The organism is Paracoccus sp. J56 (assembly GCF_019633685.1).
GTDB lineage: Bacteria > Pseudomonadota > Alphaproteobacteria > Rhodobacterales > Rhodobacteraceae > Paracoccus > Paracoccus kondratievae.
Map to the genome: position 1 here is coordinate 101,559 of NZ_JAFL01000005.1, position 20,555 is coordinate 122,113.

Sequence of the window (20,555 nt, forward strand, 5' to 3'; positions counted from 1 at the left end):
AAGGACAAAAAAACATGAGCCGACAGCTTCACCTGAACCTCTTTATCTATCCCGGCGGCCATCATGAGGCCGGCTGGCGCTACAAGGGCTCGGACCCGCATCGGACGGTGGATATCTCGGACTATCAAGAGCTTGCCCGCAAGGCTGAGGCCGCGAAATTCGACGCCGTTTTCTTTGCCGACGGGCCGGCGCTGGCCGATAACATCCGCTACGCGAGCCGCTTTCGGCTAGAGCCGCTGACGACGATCGCGGCGCTTGCTGCCGCGACCAGCCGCATCGGGCTGATCGCCACCGCCTCGACCACCTATACCGAGCCCTACAACCTCGCACGGCTGTTTGCCTCGGTCGATCACATCTCGCAGGGGCGCGCGGGCTGGAACATCGTCACCACCGGGGCGGCTCAGGCCGCGCAGAACTTTGGGCTGGAGGCCCATCCCCTCCACGCCGACCGCTATGGCCGTGCGCATGAATACCTGGAGGTCGTCACCAAGCTGTGGGACAGCTGGGAGGATGAAGCGCTGGTCATCGACCCCGAAAGCGGCATCTTTGCCGATGACAGCCGCATCCATACGATTGATCATGCCGGGCAGCATTTCAGCGTCAAAGGGCCGTTGAACCTGCCGCGCAGCCCGCAAGGCCGCCCGGTCTATGTGCAGGCCGGTTCGTCCGAGGACGGGCGCCATTTCGCCGCCCTTTATGCCGAGGCGATATTTACCGCCCATCAGACCCTTGCCAGCGCACAAGAATTTTACGCCGATATCAAGTCGCGGGCGCAGGGCGTTGGCCGCAATCCCGACCATATCAAGGTGCTGCCCGGCATCAGCCCCTATATCGGCTCGACCACCGCCGAGGCGCAGGCGCTGCATGACGAGTTCAACAGCCTGACCCAGCCCGCCTATTCGCTGGATGTGCTTAAGCGGATGACGGGTCTGGACCTCAGCGGTCATGATCTGGACGGCCCTTTCCCGCGCCACCTGATCGCACCTGATCCCGACCGGGCCGAGGCAAGCCGCTTCAAGCTGGTCCTCGACATCGTCGACCGCGAAAAGCCGACCATCCGCCAGCTCATGCATCGCATCGCGGGGGCGCGCGGACATTGGGTCGTGGTCGGCACGCCGGAAAAGATCGCCGATGAGATCCAGACCTGGTTCGAAGGCGGCGCGGCGGATGGCTTTAACGTCATGCCACCATGGCTGCATGGGGGGTTTGACGCCTTTGTCGAACATGTCCTGCCTATCCTGCGCAAACGCGGCCTGTTCCGCGATGAGTACTCGGGCCGGACCCTGCGCGACCATTTCGGCCTGCCCCGGCCCGAAAACCTGTTCACCGCGCGCCGCAATATCTCGGCCGCAGAGTAGCGCCCACCAACCGGACAGGCGCGCCCACCGTGCCTGTTCATGACCTGCAGGAGAATTTGCATGACACTGGACTATCGCCCTCTTGGCCACAGCGGCATCAAGGTTTCGGCCATCGCCCTTGGCACCATGACCTGGGGCGAACAGAATACCGAGGCCGAGGGGCACACCCAGCTTGATCGGGCCATAGATTTCGGCATCAACCTGATCGACACGGCGGAAAACTATGCCATCCCGCCCCGGCCCGAGACACAGGGCGCAACCGAGCGCATCATCGGCAATTGGCTTAAGGCGCGCGGTAGACGTGACCAGATCGTACTGGCATCGAAAGTATCGGGGCCAAGTGAGCGCACCTATCTGCGTGCCGACGGCCAGCCACCGCGACTGGATGCGAAAAATATCAACGAAGCAATCGAAGGCTCGCTGCGCCGCCTGCAGACCGATTATCTGGACCTCTACCAGATCCACTGGCCCAGTCGCCCGGTGCCGCTGTTTGGTAATGGCAGCCATGCCCCCGGCCGAGGCAATGACAGCGCCGAAGTGCCGATCGAGGAAACGCTCGGGGCGCTGGACGCGCTGGTCAAGGCAGGCAAGGTGCGCCACATTGGCCTGTCTAATGAAACCGCATGGGGCCTGTCGCGCTTTCTGCATCTGGCCGAAACGCGGGATCTGCCGCGCGTCGTCTCGGTCCAGAACGCCTATAACCTGATCAACCGCACCTATGAGCAGGGGCTGGCCGAATTTCACGAGCGTGAGCAGGTCGGACTGCTGGCTTATTCCCCGCTGGCGCAGGGTTTTCTGACCGGGAAATACCAGGGCGGCGCGCGGCCCGAGGGCGCGCGGCTGACCCTTTTCAACCGGGGCGACCGCTACACCAAGCCGGGCGTCGCCGAGGCGGTCGATGCCTATCTGCAGATCGCCCGCGATTTTGGCCTGGACCCGGCGCAGCTTGCCATCGCCTATGTCACCAGCCGGCCCTTTGTCACCGCCAATATCATCGGAGCGACCAGACCCGATCAGCTTGAGGCCGATCTGCGCTCGGTCGAGGTCAGGATCACCCCCGAGATCGAGGCCCGCATCAATGCTGTCTTTCAACGGCACGGCAGTCCCGCCCCCTGAAAAGGACAGGCCCTGAAAAAGGAGCTACAGAATGAACATCCCCCTGACCCCGCCCCAGCCCGCCGAGGCGGTTGACGCAGCCAGCCGCCGCTATCGCGAACCGGTGCCGCTGGCCGGCTGGAACCCCGTGCTGGCAAGCCTGCTTGACCATCGCTCGGTCCGCGCCTACCGACCCGATCCGCTGGCGCCCGGCACCGTCGAGACGCTTGTTGCTGCCGCATCCTCGGCGCCGACCTCATCGAATATCCAGGCGTGGAGCGTGGTCGCCGTCACCGATCCCGACCGCCGCGACCGCCTGGCCGAAATCGCGGGCGGTCAGGAACATATCCGGCAGGCGCCGCTGATCCTCGTCTGGATCGCCGACCTTGCCCGGGCCGAGGCGGTGGCCGACACCGCCGGCGTCACCTTGCAGGGTCTTGACTACACCGAGACCTTTTTGCTTGCCGCCATTGACGCGGCTCTCGCAGCGCAAAATGCGCTGATCGCTGCGGAATCGCTGGGGCTTGGCACGGTCTATATCGGCGCCTTGCGCAACGACCCCAAGGCAGTGGCCGAACTGCTGAACCTGCCGCGCCGGGCGGCAGCCGTGTTCGGTCTGGTTGTCGGTCATCCTGACCGCAAGGTCGAAACGGCGGTCAAGCCGCGCCTGCCTCAACAGGCGGTGCTGCATCACGAGACCTATTCGACCGCCCCGCTGGCCGAGGCCATCGCCCGCCACGACCGCGCGACCGAAGCCTTTCGCGCCGAGCAGTCCCTGCCCCCGCAAAGCTGGAGCGCGCTTCTTGTCGACCGGCTGCGTGATGTCGCGGCACTGAAGGGCCGCCATAAGCTGCGCCAGACACTGGAACGGCTGGGCTTCATACTGGGCTAGGCACTGCCCCGGCGGGGGTCTGCGCGCCATGCTCGGCGATCCAGTCAAGCGCCCCCGCCAGCACCGCGTCATAGACCGCCGCCCCGATTGCCTCGCCCAAGGGCGTGTGCAGCCCGGCATGGCAGGTCGCGCCTGCATCGCAAGCCAGCGCGATGCAATCGGTCCCTGTGCCGGTGGCGCGGCCCGTCGACAGCTCGATCCCCGCCATCAGGATGGCTGTGGTGCGGGCCTCGGCGATTATGCTCAGCGCCTCGATCATCGCGGGTTCGGTCAGCCCCTCTTCGATCAGCAGGGCAATGTTGATCGTGCCATGGCCGCGCCGCGGGATCATGCCGCGGTGGCCCACCCGCTCGGCATTGCCAAGGCCTACCGTGGCAAGACAGCTTACCGGCCCGGATGAGGCGCATCGGTAATGGCTGATCGCGCGTGAGGTCATCATACCAACACCACCGGCATGACCGATGCGCCCCATCTGATCCCCCAGCCAGCGGGCAGCGTCCAGATCCGGGGTCAGATCAGCGTCACGCACCTGACGGATCAGGATATGCCGCGCCCGACAGAAACCGGGACGATGCGGGGCAAAGGACAGAACCCGCCGCTGATGCCCCAGATCGGCGATAAGCCACGGCGGGGTCAGGCCGACCCGCATGGAACCCTGCGGCAATGTCATCATATCATCCCTCTGCCTGTCTTGCCTGCCCATGCCGGTTTGCGTCATCGTCAGGGGGCGATCAATATCTCAGAAGATCCGCCCGGCCCATGGCCGGCGCTGATCTTTGTGCTATCATCGCCGAACGCTTGCCAGTCTGGGAACCATGCCATGTGTCAGGTATTCTCGCATCAGGATCCGCGCCGCTATCAGCCGGTGACCCGCAAATTGCGGCTGAACGGGCAAAGCACCTCGATCCGACTCGAGCGGGCTTTCTGGGATATCCTGGACGGGATCGCTGCCAGCGAAGGCATGGCAACACCCGCCTTTCTTTCCACCCTGCAATCCGAAGTCCTGCAGCTTAGGGGAGAGCCGGTGAACTTTGCCTCTCTGCTGCGTTGTGCCTGCCTGGTCCAGCTTGAGCTGCGCGGACAGGGCGCACAGGATTTTCGTCGCGCCGCAAGGCAGGTTTCGCAGGCTGCCTGACCTGCCCCCGGCCGGTTTTCAAGGAAATTTTCATCGTGGTAGCATGATGCTACCCACGGGCCCGCGCCTGATCCGATATTCCAGATGGAAGATCGGAAAGGACACCCGCAATGGCCAAGATGATACATTCGATGATCCGCGTGCTGGACGAGGCGCGGTCGCTTGCCTTCTATAAGACGGCGTTCGGCCTTGAACCCGTCGAGCGCCTGGATTTCGACAACTTCACCCTTGTCTATCTGGCCAGTGCCGAAAGCACCTTCGAGCTGGAACTGACCATCAACAAGGGCCGGGAGGAGCCCTATGAACTGGGCAGCGGCTATGGCCATCTGGCTGTCTCGGTCGACGATGTCGCGGCCGAGCACAAGCGGCTGACCGATGCAGGCCTTGCCCCGCGAAAGCTGGTCGATTTCGCACCCGGAGGCGAGGTGATCGCCCGCTTCTTCTTCATCACGGACCCCGACGGCTATGAGATCGAGGTGCTGCAACGCGCTGGCCGGTATCTCTAGGCAGGCACCCCGCCGAGGCGGCGGGCCCACCAACTAAGGGAGGAAAGAATGACTGTTGCACATAACTCCCCCTCTGGCAGCAATGTCAGGGGGCTGACCCGGCGTGGCCTGCTGGCGCGCGCCATGGCGGCGGGGGCGACCTTTGTGGTCGGCTCGGGCTTTGTCGCCGCCCGCGATGCCGCCTGGGCGGTCGAGACCACCACGCTGAAGCCCGCCACCATGGCGACGCTGATCCAGATGGCGCGCGATATCTATCCGCATGATCGCATCGCCGACCGTTACTATGCCATCGCCGTCAAGGGATATGACACGGCCGAAAAGGCACAGATGGTCGAAGAAGGCATTACCGGCCTGAACCTTGTCGCCAAGGCGCAGGGCTTTGACGACTACCTTTCGGCCGGCTGGGAAAAGGACCGTGTCACCATGCTGCGCATGATCGAGCACACGCCCTTTTTCCAGACCGTGCGCGCCGGGCTGGTGACCGGGCTTTATAACCAGAAAGAGATCTGGCCGGTCTTTGGCTATGAGGGGGAAAGCTTCTCTCACGGCGGCTATATCGAGCGCGGTTTCAACGACATCGACTGGCTGTAAGGGGGGACGGACATGGCTGATAATGTTGCTAAATTCGAACATGACGATGCCTCGGTCGTGGTCGTGGTCGGAACCGGCGCAGGTGGAGGCGTGCTGGCAAACGAACTGGCCCAAAGGGGCATCAAGGTCGTCGCGCTGGAGGCCGGAGGCCGCTATCTGCCCGAAGATTACATCAACGACGAATGGGACAGTTTCGCCCAGCTCAGCTGGGGCGACATGCGCACCACCTCGGGCGACTGGCGGATCGCACGCGATTTCGCCAACCTGCCCGCATGGATCGTCAAAGCGGTGGGCGGCACCTCGATCCACTGGGCTGGCGCCTCGCTGCGTTTTCAGGAGCATGAGTTCAGGGCGCTCAGCACTTATGGCCGGGTCGATGGGGCAAACCTGCTGGACTGGCCGATCACCCTGTCGGATCTTGAGCCTTATTACGATCTGGCCGAGAAAAAGCTGGGCGTGACCCGCACCAATGACTGGCCGGGCCTGCCCGGGAACAACAATTACCTCGTGCTTGAAAAAGGCGCCAAGGCGGCAGGCTATAGCAAGGTCTCGACCGGGCGCATGGCCATCAACTCGGTCGACAACGACGACCGTATGGCCTGCCAGCAGACCGGTTTTTGCTTCCAGGGTTGCAAATGGGGCGCGAAATGGTCGGCCGCCTATACCGATATTCCGCGCGGCGAGGCGACCGGCAACCTTGAGGTCCGCGACCATTGCCACGCCACCCGGATCGAGCATGACGCCGACGGCAAGGTCACCGGCGTGCGCTATATCGACAAGGACGGAACCGAACAGCTCCAGCGCGCGCGTATCGTCGCAGTGGCCGGGAACTCGATCGAAAGCCCGCGTCTGTTGCTTGCCTCGGCCTCGGAACGGTACCCGGACGGGCTGGCGAACAGCTCGGGTCAGGTCGGACGCAACTACATGCGCCACACGACCGGTTCGGTCTATGCGATCTTTGAACGCCCGGTACGCATGTGGCGCGGCACGACCATGGCCGGCATCGTCCAGGACGAGGCCCATCACGACCCCTCGCGCGGGTTTGTCGGCGGCTATGAGCTGGAAACCCTGTCGCTGGGCGTGCCCTTCATGGCGGCATTCATGGACCCGGGCGGCTGGGGACGCGAGTTCACCTCGGCCCTCGACAGCTATGAAAACATGGCGGGCATGTGGATCGTGGGCGAGGATCTGCCACAGGAAACCAACCGCATCACCCTGAACCCCGGCGAAAAGGACCGGTTCGGCCTGCCGGTGGCAAATGTGCATTACGACGATCACCCGAACGATATCGCGATGCGCAACCACGCCTATGCGGCGGGTGAGCGGATCTATCGTGCGGCGGGCGCGACGCGGGTTCTGCCGACGCCGCCCTACCCCTCGACCCACAACCTTGGCACCAACCGCATGTCGGAAAATCCGCGTGACGGCGTGGTGAACAAATGGGGCCAGTCGCATGACATCCCGAACCTCTTTGTCTCGGACGGTTCGGTATTCACCACCTCGGCAGCCGAAAACCCGACGCTGACCATTGTCGCGCTGGCGATCCGGCAGGCCGAACATATCGCCGCCGAGATGGAAAAAGGAACGCTCTGACCCTGAACCACCACAGAGGCAGTCAAGGCGACGGCGCGGACCCTACAAGGTCCGCGCTTTTTCAACCTTTACCGAGGGCAGCTCGATATTGATTTCGAGGCTCGACAGATCGTCGCTGCGCTCCAGCTTGATATCGACGGCATCGCTGTCGATATCCATGTGGCGGCGCACCACCTCAAGGATGTCGCGCTGCAACAGCGGCAGAAAGTCGGGGCTTTTCGCGCCGCTCGACCGTTCATGGGCAAGCAGGATCTGCAAACGCTCCTTGGCGGTCTGGGCCGAGCTGGGCTTTCGCTGGCGGGTCAGGAAACTGAACATGGTCAGGCCGTCCGTCCCAGAAGCCGCTGGAAGAAACCGCGCCGCTGTTCACCCGGATTGGCGCGCATCTCGATCTGCTCGCCGACCAGACGGCCGACCGCGTCAAGATAGGCCTTGCCTGCGGGCGATTTCTCATCCAGCGACACCGGCGTCCCCTCGTTCGAGGCTTTCAGCACCGAAGTACTTTCCGGGATGATGCCCAGCAGCGGGATGGCCAGGATTTCAAGCACGTCATCGACGCTCATCATCTCGCCATTGGCCGAACGGTTCTGGTCAAAGCGGGTCAGCAAAAGCTGCGCCTTGACCGCGCTGCCGTCGCCCTTTTCAGCCAAAGCGGTCTTGCTGTTCAAAAGCCCCAGCACCCGGTCACTGTCGCGCACGGACGACACCTCGGGGTTTGTCACCACGACGGCCTCGTCGGCGTAATACATCGCCAGATGGGCGCCGCGCTCGATCCCGGCGGGGCTGTCGCAGACGATATAGTCGAACTCTTCGCGCAGTTCGTCGAGGACGGCCTTGACGCCCTCTTTCGTCAGCGCGTCCTTGTCACGGGTCTGCGAGGTCGGCAGGATGAACAGGTTCTCAAGCCGGCGATCCTTGATCAGCGCCTGTTTCAGCTTGGCATCGCCCTGAATCACGTTGATAAAGTCAAAGACCACGCGCCGTTCGCAACCCATGATCATATCGAGGTTGCGCAGGCCCACGTCGAAATCAATGACGACCGTCTTGTGACCGCGCATGGCGAGCCCGGCGCCGATAGCGGCCGACGAGGTTGTCTTGCCGACGCCGCCCTTGCCGGAGGTGACTACGATAACCTTGCTCACGAGCGTTTCCTTTCGATCATGGGTTATTTGAGGGACTCGATGCGCAGCACCTCGCCCTGAAGATAGACCTGCACATATTGCCGCGGTGTGTCGGCGCCCAGATTTTCGCTGGTGCGGTACAGCCCGGCGATGGCCAGCAGCTCGGCATCAAGCGCATGGCAAAAGATGCGCGCCGAGGTATCGCCGTTCACCCCGGCCAGCGCACGACCCCGCAACCGGCCATAGATATGGATATTGCCCGCCGCGATCACCTCGGCCCCCGAACTGACCGAACCGACGATGACAAGATCGCCCCGGTCGGCAAAAACCGTCTGGCCCGAACGCACCGGCTGGGTGACCATGCGGTTCGCGGGCTCTTTCGGCGCGGGTGCGGGGGTGGCGGGTACGGAGCGGCTGCCCTGACGGGTCACTCGTTCCAACGCGACATCGCGGCCTGCGGGCAGCGAAATCAACCCGGCCTCATTGGCGGCGCGCGCCTGTGCGGGGGTGCCGCTTTGAATGCCAAAGACCGACAGCTTGCGGCGGCGCAGCTCGGCGGTCAGGCGCATCAGCTCTTCGGCACTGTCCAGCCCGTCGGCCAGCTCAAGGTCGATGACCAGCGGCGCGTTCTCGAAAAACAGCGGGGTCTGGTTCAGCCGCGCCTCAAGCGCCTGGAAAAAGGCACGGTCGGGCCGGCCGGTCAGATGCAGGGCCACCGCCGTAAAGGAACGGCCGCGGATCTGGAATGGCTTCACGGTCGCGACGACCTCGGCCGCGCTTTTGCCGGATTGCATCTGTCTGCTCGGTTTCGCTTTGTTCTTCGTTTTTGCTCTGGCACGGGACATGCGCGCCCGCGCGTCGGCAGCCTTCCTAATACGTCCGGACGCCAGCGTCCATCCGCAACTGCCCCGGCCCCGGCATTCAGCGGAACCATGCCGGCAGAACAAGGCGATATGCGCGGGAATCCGTCGCATCCCCGCCGTAAAGCAGAGTGAGAGACAGCAGAATCAGGCAGCAAGACGGCAACTCCGGCCCCGTTTCATGCCGGGCACGCACTCAGCTGTAACGCGAGCGCGAAGGGTGATATTCCCGCGCCCGCAGCAGGTTGTTGAACACCAGACCGAGATATCAGCGGTGGCGGGCGGCTTCTATACCCCCAGATTGGGGGCCGATCCGCGCGGGGTGGCGACGAATCGGCCCTTGTCGCTCAGGCCCGGCGGCCAAAGCCCAGCAGCTGATACAGAACCAGCGCCGCCAGGGTCGAAGTACCGATCCCTCCCAGCGCGAAATTCCCGATGCTGACAGTGAAATCGCCCGCCCCCAGAATCAGGGCCACGCCGACGGTAAACAGGTTCCTCGGGTCCGAGAAATCGACCTTGTTATCGACCCAGATCCGCGCCATGGCCGAGGCGATCAGGCCAAAGACCGAGACCGCAAGCCCCGCCAGAACCGGCGCCGGGATGGTTTGCAGGATCGCTCCGAACTTGGGCGACAGGCCCAGCATGATCGCGATGACGGCCGCCATCGGAAAGATCAGCGTCGAATAGACGCGGGTCATGGCCATCACGCCGATATTTTCGGCATAGGTCGTGACGCCGGTGCCGCCGCCCATCCCGGCCAGCATCGTGGCAAGGCCGTCACCCAGAAAACCACGGCCGACATAGCGATCCATGCTTTGTCCGGTGATTGCACCCAAAGCCTTGATATGGCCCAGGTTCTCGGCCACCAGCACCACAGCGACCGGCGCAATCAGCGTAATCGCGGTCCAGTCGAATTTCGGCCCGGTGAAATGGGGCATCCCGAACCACGGCGCGGCCGCGACAGAAGCAAAGTCGATGCCCGGCACGATCCCAAGCCCGTTGCCAAAGATCAGCACCAGCGCATAGCCAAAGGCCAGCGCGATCAGCACCGCAACCCGGCGCGTCGCCTGCCGCCCATAGACCGAAACCAGCGCCATACACAGCACCGTCGCCAGTGCAATGGTCAGATGGGCATGACTGCCCGCCAGTTGCTTGACCGCCACCGGAGCAAGGTTCAGCCCGATCGACATGCCGATGGCGCCGGTCACAGCCGGCGGCATCAGCCTTTCGACCCAGCCCGAACCGATGGCCATGACCACCAGCCCGATCAGCGCGTAAACAAAGCCCGCAGCGATGATACCGCCAAGCGCGACGGCGATATTCGGGTTCGGCCCGCCTCCGGCAAAGCCGGTCGCCGCCATGATCACGGCGATAAAGGCAAAGGACGACCCCAGATAGCTTGGCACCCGGCCCCCGGTCACCGCGAAAAAGATCAGCGTGCCAATGCCGGAAAAGAACACCGCGACATTGGGATCAAAACCCATGATCAGCGGCGCAAGGATGGTCGAGCCGGACATCGCCAGCAGATGCTGCAGGCTCATCGGCACGGCTGCTGTCAGTGGCAGCTTTTCGTTGGGTAGAACCGTGGCCCCCACGGCGGGGCGCCATTCAGGAAAATAGCCCATCTTGTCCCTCGGATCTGATTATGTGGACAGGCTAATGCGAGTCCGGCCGCAAAAAAACCAGAGCGAACCGCAGTACCTCACAGGAAAATCGCATATCCCTGTACGCACGCCCGTCCGCCCTGGCATTTCAGGCCGCGCCCGGCCCGGCGTTACAGCCCCGAGGCAAAGCCTGCGAGGTATTTGCGCAGGCTTTCGCGGGTGCGTTCATCGGTCAGGTTGCCTTGATCATCAAACAGCGATTCGGCCCGCGACACCATCAGCCGCCCTTGGGTCCACAGATCGGTCTTGAGCGTGCGCAGAACCGGCAGCCAGTGGTTCTGGGCCAGGATGGTCCCGAACCCGCCCGGAGACGCGCCGATCACCGCAACGGGCTTACCGACGAAAAGGCCTAGCCCCTCGCCCCGCGACAGCCAGTCGATGGCATTCTTGAGCACGCCCGGGATGCCGTTGTTATATTCAGGCGTCACCAGCAAAAGCGCGTCCGCCGCACCCAGCTGCGACTGCAATTCGCGCACCGCGGTGGGCAGACCCGAGGCTGCCTCAAGATCGCCGTCGTAAAGCGGCACCTCGCGGATCGAGCCGATCTGAATAGTGACGCCCTCGGGCGCCACATCGGCTGCTGCGCGCAATAGGCCCGAATTGAACGAAGCCCGCCGCAAACTGCCGCTGAGGCCCAGAATGGTCTTGGTCACGGGATTTGCCCTCCTGTCTGGCAATGACACCTATGCGACAGGGAAAGGCTTGCACAGGCGCGGGGCCGACTCAACGCCGGCCTTCAGGGGCGCCCGTGTAAAAGCACTTTCCCGCGCGCAGCCTCAGGCGGCGGGTTGCAGGGCGCGTGGCCTTGGCCCCCCGGTCGCCCAGTCCAGCAGTTCGGCGGTATGGACGACCGGAACCCCGGTGCCCGAACCGATCTGCATCATGCAGCCGATATTACCGGCGCTGATGACCTGCGGGGTCAGCGCCTCAAGCGTCTCGACCTTGCGCCGCTTTAACTCGGCCGAGATTTCCGGCTGCATCAGATTATAGGTCCCGGCCGAGCCACAGCAGATATGCGCGTCCCTGGGCTCAAGCACGGTAAACCCGGCTGCCGCCAGCAACTCTTTCGGCGTCGCGCGGATCTGCTGGCCGTGTTGCAGCGAACAGGCGGCGTGATAGCCGACGCGCAAAGGCTCGGCATGGCCGGGATCGCACAGACCCAGATCGGCCATGACCTCGGTGATGTCCCGGGCCAGGGCCGCGACCCGCGCGGCATCCGTAGCCAGGGGGTCATTGCGGAACATATGCCCGTAATCCTTGACCGTGGTACCACAGCCCGAGGTGTTGATGACCACCGCATCCAACCCATCGCCTGCGACCTCGGCCATCAGCGCGCGGATATTGGCGGCAGCCTGCGCATGGCTTTCCCCGGTCCGGCCCATGTGATGGGTCAGTGCACCGCAGCAGCCAAGGCCGCGCGGGATCACCACCTCGCAGCCATGGCGGCGCAAAAGGCGGATAGTGGCATCGTTGATATCGGTGTTCAGCGCCCTTTGCGCACAGCCGATCAGCAGCGCCACCCGCCTGCGGCGCTGCCCCTCGGCGGGAAAGACCTGCGGGCGGTCGTTCAGACTGGGCGGCGGCACTTTGCACGGCGCCAGATCCAGCATCGCCCGCAGCCGCACATCGGGCATCAGATGGCGCAAAGGCCGGGCCAGCTGCGCACCGCGCAGCGCCAGACGAAAGCGCCCCGGATAGGGCAGGATGCGCGACAAAAGCCAGCGCAGCGCCCGGTCACCAAAGGGGCGACGGTAGTTCTTTTCGATATATTCCCGGGCGTGATCAACCAGATGCATGTAATGCACGCCCGAAGGGCAGGTCGTCATGCAGGACAGGCAGCTAAGGCAGCGGTCGATATGGCGCACGGTCCTGACGTCGGGGACCTTGCCGTTTTCCAGCATGTCCTTGATCAGGTAGATGCGGCCGCGCGGGCTGTCCAGCTCATCGCCCAGCACCTTGTAGGTCGGACAGGTGGCGGTGCAAAACCCGCAATGGACGCAGCTGCGCAAGATCTCGTTGGCGCGGGCGGTGCCGGGATCGGCCAGTTGCTCGGCGGTGAAATTCGTCTGCATGTCACTGATCCATCAGTCCGGGGTTGAGGATGCCCGCAGGGTCAAAGACCCGCCGCAGGCCCAGGGACAGGCGGGTAACGGCGGGCGCTTCGGGCGCAAAAGCCGGTCCCGCAAGCCCGCCCCGCCGCACCAGCGTCGCGTGGCGCGCGATCTGCCGCACCTCTTGTGCCGGGCCGGGACCACAATACCAGATCAGCCCCCCGCCCCAATCAACCGAGACGGCCCCCCCAAGCGCCTGCAAGGCACGCACGGTCGAGGGGGCAAGGCTTGGCTTGACAAGCACCCGCCACAGCGGCGTAGCCGTACCGGCGAAATGATCCAGATCGCGCAGCCCGCGCCACAGGCTCAGCGTGGCCTCGGCGTCCAGCACCTCGGCCTCTCGCGGCTGCAAAAGCGCAAGCAGCCGGTCGCGGCGATAACCCATCTGTGGCCCCAGCCCCTCGACCCGCAGCCATGCGGTGCCGTCGCGAAAAGCCGCGCCCGAGACCTCGTAAGGGGTCGCCAGCGCCCTGGCAAAGATCTGGGCCGCCTCGTCCACAGTGACGCCGTGAAAGCCAAGCGCGCAGCGGTCGGGCAGAATTGGCAGGGTTTTCAGCGCCACCTCGGTCAGCACGCCCAGGGTGCCATGGGCGCCACAAAGCAGCTTGCCCAGATCCAGCCCGGTGACATTCTTCATCACCCGCCCGCCATTTTTCAGAACCCGCCCGCGCCCGTCCACAAAGCGCAGGCCCAGCAGGTGATCACGGCAAGCCCCGACAAGCATACGGCGAGGCCCGCTGGCATTGGCCGCAACCACGCCGCCGATGGTCGAGGTGCCATTACCGCCCAGAACGCCGCGCATATCGGCGGGCTCAAAGGCAAGCGATTGCCCCTCGGCGGCCAGCATCGCCTGAATTTCGTCCAAGGGAGTGCCCGCACGGGCGATCAGCGTCATCTCGCCCGGCTCATAGGTCACCACACCCGAAATGGCGGCCGTCGAAAGAGTGTCGCCTGACAGCGCCCCGGTCTCGACGCGGGAGCCGCCGCCGGTGATGCGCAGCGGCTGGCGGGTGGCGTGACGTTCGGCGATCAGCTCGCCAAGCTCGGCCTCGCTTGCGGGGCTCAAACCCGCGCGGCTGGGTGCGTCGGTGGTCATCGGCGGGCGGCCTCCTCGCGCCAGGACTGGCTTGCATCCAGCGGAAAAACCTTGGCCGGGTTCAAAAGCCAGCACGGGTCGAACACGTCCTTGACCGCCATCTGGATATCCAGATCCGCAGGATCGTATTGCTTGCCCATCAGGTCACGCTTTTCGACGCCGACGCCATGTTCGCCCGTCAGACAGCCGCCGACATCGACACAAAGGCGCAGGATGTCGGCGCCAAAAGCCTCGGCCCGAGCCAGATCGCCGGGCTTGTTGGCGTTGAACAGGATCAGCGGATGCATGTTGCCGTCGCCGGCATGAAAGACATTGGCGACCTCCAGCCCGTGCCAGCGCGAAAGCTCGCCGATCATCTTTAGCGTATAGGGCAGCTTGCTGACCGGAACAGTGCCGTCCAGACAGATGTAATCACCCAGCCGCCCCATCGCGCCAAAGGCGGATTTGCGCCCCTTCCAGATCGCCATCGCCTCATCGGCATTGCGGCTTTCGCGGAACTCGACCGGGTTCAGCGCCGAAGCGATCTCGCGGATGCGGGCGATCTGATCCTCGATCTCGGGCACGGATCCCTCGACCTCGACGATCAGCACCGCAGCGCAATCGGGGTAGCCGGCCCGGGCAAAGGCCTCGACCGCGCGCAGGCAGACATCATCCATGTACTCGATGGCGACCGGCAGCACGCCCGAGCGGATGATCCGCGCCACGCATTCCCCCGCCACCTCGGCCCCGTCAAAGCCGATCAGCACCGGACGCGCGCCCTCGGGGCGGGGCAGGATGCGCAAGGTCGCCTCGGTCACGATGCCAAGCTGCCCTTCGGAACCGCAAAGCAGCCCCATCATATCCAGCCCCATCGGCCCCATTTCGGGCCCACCCAGTTCGACCACCTCGCCATCGGTCAGCACGACGGTCGCGCCCATCAGGTTATTCGTCGTAACGCCGTATTTCAGACAATGCGCCCCGCCCGAGTTCATGGCGATATTGCCCGCAATGGTGCAGGCCAGCTGGGACGAAGGATCGGGCGCATAGAAAAAACCGTGCGGTTCCAGCTCGCCACTGACCGAAAGGTTCGTGACCCCGGTCTGGACGCGGATAAAGCGGTTTTCAGTGTCGATTTCCAGCACATCGCGCAGGCGCAGCGTGGCGATGATGACGCAATCGGCCGTGGGCAGCGCCCCCCCGGCAAGCGAGGTGCCCGCCCCGCGCGGCACCACCGGCACCCGCAGGCGATGACAGACACGCATCGCCGCCGCAACCTCGGCCGTGGTGCGGGGCAACACCACCGCAAGCGGCGGGCAGCGATAGGCAGTCAGCGCGTCGCATTCATAAGCACGGGTTTCCTCGGGGTCCCAGATCACCGCGTCATCGGGCAGGACCTCACGCAGGGCGGCGACGATCTGGGGCGCGCGCTCAATAATGCCCGCATCGGGCTGGGGCATGGCAATCCCGGTCAAGCTATCCTCCCCCATTGGTCAGGAATGGCGCGGTTATGTTAATCGGCCACTGTTTCATTAGTGGTATAATTTTCAGGCCACACCAGTCAATTGGTATTTTTCTGGACCGCAGCCCTGCGAACATGCTTAGACTCATGCAAAGTGAATCCGAATGCCAAGGCGAGCCATGTCCAACACTACCGTGAAATCCGAGCGCGCCGCCACCGCCGTCGCCGAACATCTTGAGGCGCTGATCCTTGAAGGTTCGCTGCAGGCCGGCGAAAGGCTGCTGCCCGAACGCGAACTGGCCGAGCGGCTGAATGTCTCACGCTCGACCCTGCGTGACGGGCTGAAGATCCTTGAGGAACGCGGGCTGCTGACCAGCGCCGCCGGGCGCGGCACCAGCGTCGCACCTTTGGGTCAGGCGGCGATCACCGATCCGCTGATCGCGCTGCTTGCCCGCCATACCGAGGCGGCGGACGATTACCTTGAGTTCCGTGGCATCGTCGAAAGCTCGGCCGCCGCGATGGCCGCGACCCGCGCGACCGAGATCGAGCTGGCACGCATCCGCGACTGCGTTAAGCGGATCGAGCGCGCCCATGCCGGCGCCGACCCCGCCGAAGAGGCCGAGGCGGATGCCGAATTGCATTTGCTGATCTATGAGGCCAGCCACAACCTGACGCTGCTGCAGATCATGCAGGCCCTGGCCGGGGTGCTGCGTTCGGACGTGATCCAGAACCGCAGCCGGCTGTTTTCAGTCCCCGCGATCCGTGAGTTGCTGCGCCACCAGCATCGCGCCATCGCCGAGGCGATCCTTGCCCGCGACGCCCAAACCGCGCGGCAGGCAGCCGAGGATCACATCCGCTATCTGCGTCAGGCCGGACGAGAAATCCGCGAGGCTGAGGCCCGGCTGGATCTGTCCCTGCGCCGTCTGAATGGCGGAGGCGCCGGAAACCGGGCGGCCGGCACGAGATCCGCACCGGCCGCCGAAAACTAGGGGGAAATGGACCGAGGTTACCCCCGGCCCCTGCGCCTGCATCAGTCGAGGCTGACGTTCGCGTCGCGGACGACGGGTTCCCATTTCGCCATCTCGGCCTTGACATGCTCGGCCAGCTCTTCGGGGCCCGAGGCGACGATGGTGGCCGAAAAGTCCTTCATCCGCTCGGCAACCGCCGGATCGGCCATGGCGGCCTTGGCGGCCGCGCTCAGCCGCTCGATCACCTCGGGAGGGGTGCCGGCGGGGGCAAAAAGCGCGTTCCAGGTATAGGTCTCATATCCCGGCAGGGTTTCGGCGATCGCGGGAACATCGGGGAAGCTGGGCGCACGCTCTTTGGTGGTCACGCCAAGCGCCCGCAGCTTGCCCGAGGCGATATGGCTGGAGGCCGAGGGCAGGTTGTCAAAGATGATCGGCACCTGATTGCCCAGCACATCGGTCAGCGCCGGGCCCGAACCCTTGTAGGGGATATGGGTCACGTCGATTCCGGCCATGGCCTTGAACAGCTCGCCCGACAGGTGCAGCGGCGTACCATTGCCCGACGAGGCATAGGCGAGCGGCTCTTTCTTGGCGAGGTCGATCAGCTCTTGCACCGAGTTGACCGGAAGTTCGGGGTTAACCGCCAGCACGTTCGGCACCAGGACAAGCAGCGAGATCGGCGCGAAATCCGCAACCGGGTCATAGGGTTTCTGCTTAAGGATCAGCGGGTTCAGCGCATGGGTCGCAACCGTAGCCATCAGGATGGTGTAGCCATCGGGGTCAGCCTTGGCGACCTGACCTGCGCCAAGGCTGCCGCCCGCGCCGCCAACGTTCTGGACGATGACCTGCTGGCCCAGCTCCTGGCTCATGCGGTCGGCGACGATGCGGCCCACCACATCGGTCGAGCCTCCGGCGGCAAAGGGGATCACCAGGGTGATCGGCCGTTCGGGGTATTCGGCGGCGGCCGCCCCGGCCAGGCCAAGCGCCATGGCAGCGCCCAAGAGCAGGCGGCGGGTGATGGATACGGTCATTGGTTTCTCTCCCTGTTCAGCATTTCAGGCATCGCTTTCGGTAAAGACCTCGTCCCGGCGCTTGCGGATCTGGGGCATGAACACCAGAACCAATACGCCAAGCGACAGCAGCAGCAGCGTGGCGCTGATCGGACGGGTCAGGAAAGTGGTGGGATCGCCCCGCGACAGGATCATGGCGCGACGCAGGTTCTCTTCCAGCAGCGGGCCAAGCACAAAGCCCAGCAGCAGGGGCGCAGGTTCGCAGCGCAGTTTGGACATCACATAGCCAAGCAGCCCAAAGAAGGCGACGGCAAAGAGGTCATAGGTGTTCGAGGCCACCGAATAGACCCCGATCGAGCACATGGCCATGATGATCGGGAACAACACATAATAGGGCACCGTCAGCAGCCGCACCCACAGCCCGATCAGGGGCAGGTTCAGCACGACCAGCATCAGGTTGCCGATCCACATGCTGGCAATGATGCCCCAGAACAGGCGCGGCTGTTCACTGACAACGTTCGGACCAGGCACGATGCCCTGAATGATCATTGCACCGATCATCAGCGCCATCACCGGGTTTGCCGGAATGCCCAGCGTCAGCAGCGGGATAAAGCTGGTCTGCGCGCCGGCGTTATTGGCGCTTTCAGGACCGGCAACACCGGCAAGCGCACCCTGGCCGAATTCCTCGGGATGGGCCGAAAGCTTCTTTTCCACGGTATACGAGGCGAAAGAGGCAAGGATCGCCCCGCCGCCCGGCAGGATGCCCAGCACCGAGCCGACACCCGTGCCGCGCAGGACCGGGCCGATCATCTGCTTCAGCTCTTGGCGGGTCGGGAACAGACGGGTGATGTTTTTGGTCATTACTTCGCGGTCATGCTCATCCTCAAGGTTGCGCAGGATCTCGGCAATGCCAAAGACACCCACCGCGACGGCGACAAAGTTCAGCCCGTCGGCATATTGGGTGATGCCCATCGTAAAGCGCGGCGCGCCGGTATAGATGTCGGTACCGACCAGACCCAGCAGCAGCCCCAGCACCACCATGGCCAGGGCCTTGACGACCGAGCCGTGGGCCAGCGCAACCGACATCACCAGACCCATGACCATAAGGCTGAAATACTCAGCCGCCCCGAATTTCAGCGCCACCTCGGTCAGCGGCGGGGCAAAGATCGCCACCAGAAAGGTCGATACCGTGCCGGCAAAGAACGAACCGAGCGCCGCCACGGCAAGCGCGGTGCCCGCCCGACCCTTGCGCGCCATCTGATAGCCGTCAATCGCCGTCACGGCGGACGAGCTTTCGCCCGGCATGTTGATCAGGATCGCGGTGGTCGAACCGCCGTATTGCGCGCCGTAATAGATCCCCGCCAGCATGATGAGCGAGCTTACCGGCTCAAGCTGGAAGGTGATCGGCAAAAGCATGGCGATGGTCGCCGTCGCACCGATCCCGGGCAGCACCCCGATCAGCGTGCCAAGCAGCACCCCGATCAGGCAGAAAGCAAGGTTTGCAAAGGACGAGGCGACCGAAAAACCAAGTGCAAGATTGCTGATAAGATCCATGCCATCCCCCCGTCAGAACTGGACCCAGGGGCCAAAGCGGCGGAACGGCAGCCCAAGCCCGTAGCTGAAGATCAGCGTGGACAGGATCGTCACCGCCAGCGCAAGAATCAGCGCCGGCACAGGCCGCATCCGCACCGAAGCCTGTGCCGCGATGAATGAGGTCAGAAACAGCGCGGGCACGAAACCAAGACCGCGCACTGTCAGACCGAAAAAGATCGGCGCGGGCAGGATGAACAGGATGCCGCGCCAGGCGATCTTGCCAAAGGGTTCGTCATCTTCGCGGCCAAAGGCGCGCAGAAAAACGACGAGCCCCAGCAGGAACAGGACCCCCGACAGCACCATGGGGAAATAACCCGGCCCCATGCGCAGCGATGTGCCGATTTCCAGCGCCCTTGTCTGCCAGCCGAAAAAGCCGGCGGCCGCCATAAGCAGCAGCCCGGCGGCTATGTCGGTTCCGTCCTTGGGTTTTGTGGACATGAATTTCCTCTCCCTGCTTGAGGCGGCCCTGCCCGCAAAAGGCACGGCCGCAGGATAGGCCGGATCAGTCGGCGTAGACGCCAGCCGCTTCGATCACCGGCTTCCAGCGGGCGATCTCGGTTTCCAGCTTGGTTTTCAGCGCCTCGGGCGTGGCGTCCCCGGCAGGCGAGGGGGCGGTGCCAAGGTCGGCCATGGCCTTGATCACGCCCTCGTCCGCCAGCGCGGCCTGCAGCGCCTTTGACAGCCTTTCATTGACCTCGGCGGGCGTGCCCTTGGGCGTGTAGATGCCGTGCCAGATCGACACGTCAAAACCGTCAAGCCCGCTTTCCATCGCCGTCGGCAGATCGGCAAACAGCTCAAGCCGCTCGGGCGTGGTGACGGCATAGGCCTTGATCGTGCCGCCCTTGATCTGCTGGGTGGTGTTGGTCGTCTGGTCGCACATCAGATCGGTCTGACCACCCAGAAGGTCGGTCATCGCTGGGCCCGTGCCCTTGTAAGGGACCGTCACCAGCTGCACGTCCAGCGCCGACATCAGCATCATCCCGCACAGATGCGAGGCCGAGCCGATCCCGGCATTGGCCAGCGTCAGGTTGTCGGCATTATCTTTAACGTAGGAAATGAACTCTTTGAAATCCTTGGGTTCAAAGTCCTTGCGGGACACGACCACCATCGGAACCTCGGTCACAAGGCCGACATATTCAAAGGCGTTCAGCGTGTCATAGGCAAGGTTGCGGTATAGCGTGGCCGAGGTGGCCATGCCGATGTGATGCAAAAGCACCGTATAGCCATCAGCATCGGCCTTGGCGACATTGCCGGCCCCCAGGGTGCCCCCCGCGCCGCCGATGTTTTCGATAATGATCTGCTGGCCAAGATCGGCCGACATCCGTTCGGCCACCATCCGCGCCACGGTATCGGTCGGCCCCCCGGCCGAGAACGGCACCACCATGGTGATCTGACGCTGCGGCCAGTCCTGCGCGAATGCCGGGGCGACCAGCATCGTCGTGGCGCAAAGCGCGCCGATAAGCCTTGGGTAAGCCATCTTCCCTCCCCCATATATGCTGCGGCCGGTGTCCTCCTCGACACGGGCCT

At 64.1% G+C, this 20,555-nt stretch carries 21 protein-coding genes; 8 read left to right on the top strand and 13 right to left on the bottom strand.

Annotated elements, in window-relative coordinates:
- Positions 1 to 14 precede the first annotated feature (14 nt).
- From M511_RS05330 to M511_RS05340, 3 genes are read left to right on the top strand one after another with little or no spacing between them, the layout of a single operon-like run.
- Positions 15 to 1,358, top strand: a complete 1,344-nt coding sequence (locus tag M511_RS05330; RefSeq protein ID WP_085501574.1) for an LLM class flavin-dependent oxidoreductase — start codon at positions 15 to 17, stop codon at positions 1,356 to 1,358.
- Between the two features lie 60 nt (positions 1,359 to 1,418).
- A complete protein-coding gene (locus M511_RS05335) occupies positions 1,419 to 2,474 on the top strand; it encodes an NADP(H)-dependent aldo-keto reductase (protein WP_217809581.1) in 1,056 nt (351 codons plus the stop codon).
- Positions 2,475 to 2,505: 31 nt separating this feature from the next.
- Positions 2,506 to 3,345 carry an NADPH-dependent oxidoreductase gene (locus M511_RS05340; protein ID WP_139824540.1) on the top strand — a complete coding sequence of 280 codons (840 nt, stop codon included), beginning with the start codon at positions 2,506 to 2,508 and terminating at the stop codon, positions 3,343 to 3,345.
- Here M511_RS05340 and M511_RS05345 read toward each other — a convergent pair.
- Positions 3,332 to 4,018, bottom strand: coding sequence for an adenosylcobinamide amidohydrolase (locus tag M511_RS05345; protein ID WP_085501575.1), 687 nt, complete (start codon positions 4,016 to 4,018; stop codon positions 3,332 to 3,334). The two genes, M511_RS05340 and M511_RS05345, sit on opposite strands and share 14 nt — an antisense overlap.
- 147 nt (positions 4,019 to 4,165) lie before the next feature.
- On the opposite strand from M511_RS05345, the gene M511_RS05350 reads away from it, so the two are divergent.
- The 4 genes from M511_RS05350 (at position 4,166) to M511_RS05365 (ending at position 7,170) form a co-directional block, all read left to right on the top strand.
- Positions 4,166 to 4,480 (top strand): ribbon-helix-helix domain-containing protein, encoded by a 315-nt coding sequence (locus M511_RS05350; protein ID WP_085501622.1) that lies wholly within the window; start codon positions 4,166 to 4,168, stop codon positions 4,478 to 4,480.
- A 110-nt stretch (positions 4,481 to 4,590) separates the two neighbouring features.
- On the top strand, positions 4,591 to 4,986 hold the full coding sequence (locus tag M511_RS05355; protein ID WP_010397079.1) for a VOC family protein: 396 nt from the start codon (positions 4,591 to 4,593) through the stop codon (positions 4,984 to 4,986).
- A gap of 48 nt (positions 4,987 to 5,034) precedes the next feature.
- Positions 5,035 to 5,577 (top strand): Twin-arginine translocation pathway signal, encoded by a 543-nt coding sequence (locus tag M511_RS05360; RefSeq protein WP_085501576.1) that lies wholly within the window; start codon positions 5,035 to 5,037, stop codon positions 5,575 to 5,577.
- A gap of 12 nt (positions 5,578 to 5,589) precedes the next feature.
- Positions 5,590 to 7,170 carry a GMC family oxidoreductase gene (locus M511_RS05365; protein ID WP_085501577.1) on the top strand — a complete coding sequence of 527 codons (1,581 nt, stop codon included), beginning with the start codon at positions 5,590 to 5,592 and terminating at the stop codon, positions 7,168 to 7,170.
- Positions 7,171 to 7,212: 42 nt separating this feature from the next.
- On the opposite strand, the gene minE is transcribed toward M511_RS05365, so the two are convergent.
- The 8 genes from minE to M511_RS05405 all read right to left on the bottom strand — a co-directional run bounded on the left by minE (position 7,213) and on the right by M511_RS05405 (position 15,464).
- Positions 7,213 to 7,488 (bottom strand): cell division topological specificity factor MinE, encoded by a 276-nt coding sequence (gene minE / locus M511_RS05370; protein WP_085501578.1) that lies wholly within the window; start codon positions 7,486 to 7,488, stop codon positions 7,213 to 7,215.
- A gap of 2 nt (positions 7,489 to 7,490) precedes the next feature.
- Positions 7,491 to 8,312: a septum site-determining protein MinD gene (gene minD / locus M511_RS05375; RefSeq protein WP_010397068.1), complete on the bottom strand. Its 822-nt coding sequence runs from the start codon at positions 8,310 to 8,312 to the stop codon at positions 7,491 to 7,493.
- Positions 8,313 to 8,335: 23 nt separating this feature from the next.
- A complete protein-coding gene (gene minC / locus M511_RS05380; RefSeq protein WP_010397066.1) occupies positions 8,336 to 9,085 on the bottom strand; it encodes a septum site-determining protein MinC in 750 nt (249 codons plus the stop codon).
- 413 nt (positions 9,086 to 9,498) lie between these two features.
- Complete coding sequence (locus M511_RS05385) at positions 9,499 to 10,776, bottom strand: solute carrier family 23 protein (protein ID WP_010397063.1); 1,278 nt, start codon at positions 10,774 to 10,776, stop codon at positions 9,499 to 9,501.
- 149 nt (positions 10,777 to 10,925) lie between these two features.
- Positions 10,926 to 11,468 (bottom strand): NADPH-dependent FMN reductase, encoded by a 543-nt coding sequence (locus M511_RS05390; protein WP_010397061.1) that lies wholly within the window; start codon positions 11,466 to 11,468, stop codon positions 10,926 to 10,928.
- Positions 11,469 to 11,591: 123 nt separating this feature from the next.
- A complete protein-coding gene (gene glcF, locus M511_RS05395) occupies positions 11,592 to 12,887 on the bottom strand; it encodes a glycolate oxidase subunit GlcF (RefSeq protein WP_085501579.1) in 1,296 nt (431 codons plus the stop codon).
- Position 12,888: 1 nt separating this feature from the next.
- Positions 12,889 to 14,022, bottom strand: coding sequence for an FAD-binding protein (locus tag M511_RS05400; RefSeq protein WP_085501580.1), 1,134 nt, complete (start codon positions 14,020 to 14,022; stop codon positions 12,889 to 12,891).
- The gene (locus M511_RS05405) at positions 14,019 to 15,464 is read right to left on the bottom strand and encodes an FAD-linked oxidase C-terminal domain-containing protein (RefSeq protein ID WP_217809584.1); all 1,446 of its coding nucleotides are present in this window, start codon (positions 15,462 to 15,464) and stop codon (positions 14,019 to 14,021) included. Before M511_RS05405 ends, M511_RS05400 begins: the two co-directional genes overlap by 4 nt.
- A gap of 175 nt (positions 15,465 to 15,639) precedes the next feature.
- On the opposite strand from M511_RS05405, the gene M511_RS05410 reads away from it, so the two are divergent.
- Positions 15,640 to 16,449 (top strand): FadR/GntR family transcriptional regulator, encoded by an 810-nt coding sequence (locus M511_RS05410; protein WP_010397054.1) that lies wholly within the window; start codon positions 15,640 to 15,642, stop codon positions 16,447 to 16,449.
- Positions 16,450 to 16,490: 41 nt separating this feature from the next.
- Here M511_RS05410 and M511_RS05415 read toward each other — a convergent pair whose 3' ends face one another.
- From M511_RS05415 to M511_RS05430, 4 genes are all read right to left on the bottom strand, one after another.
- A complete protein-coding gene (locus M511_RS05415; protein ID WP_085501581.1) occupies positions 16,491 to 17,456 on the bottom strand; it encodes a Bug family tripartite tricarboxylate transporter substrate binding protein in 966 nt (321 codons plus the stop codon).
- 24 nt (positions 17,457 to 17,480) lie between these two features.
- Positions 17,481 to 18,989: a tripartite tricarboxylate transporter permease gene (locus tag M511_RS05420; RefSeq protein ID WP_010397050.1), complete on the bottom strand. Its 1,509-nt coding sequence runs from the start codon at positions 18,987 to 18,989 to the stop codon at positions 17,481 to 17,483.
- 12 nt (positions 18,990 to 19,001) lie between these two features.
- A complete protein-coding gene (locus M511_RS05425; RefSeq protein ID WP_010397047.1) occupies positions 19,002 to 19,466 on the bottom strand; it encodes a tripartite tricarboxylate transporter TctB family protein in 465 nt (154 codons plus the stop codon).
- A gap of 64 nt (positions 19,467 to 19,530) precedes the next feature.
- On the bottom strand, positions 19,531 to 20,505 hold the full coding sequence (locus M511_RS05430) for a tripartite tricarboxylate transporter substrate-binding protein (protein WP_085501582.1): 975 nt from the start codon (positions 20,503 to 20,505) through the stop codon (positions 19,531 to 19,533).
- Positions 20,506 to 20,555: the final 50 nt, after the last annotated feature.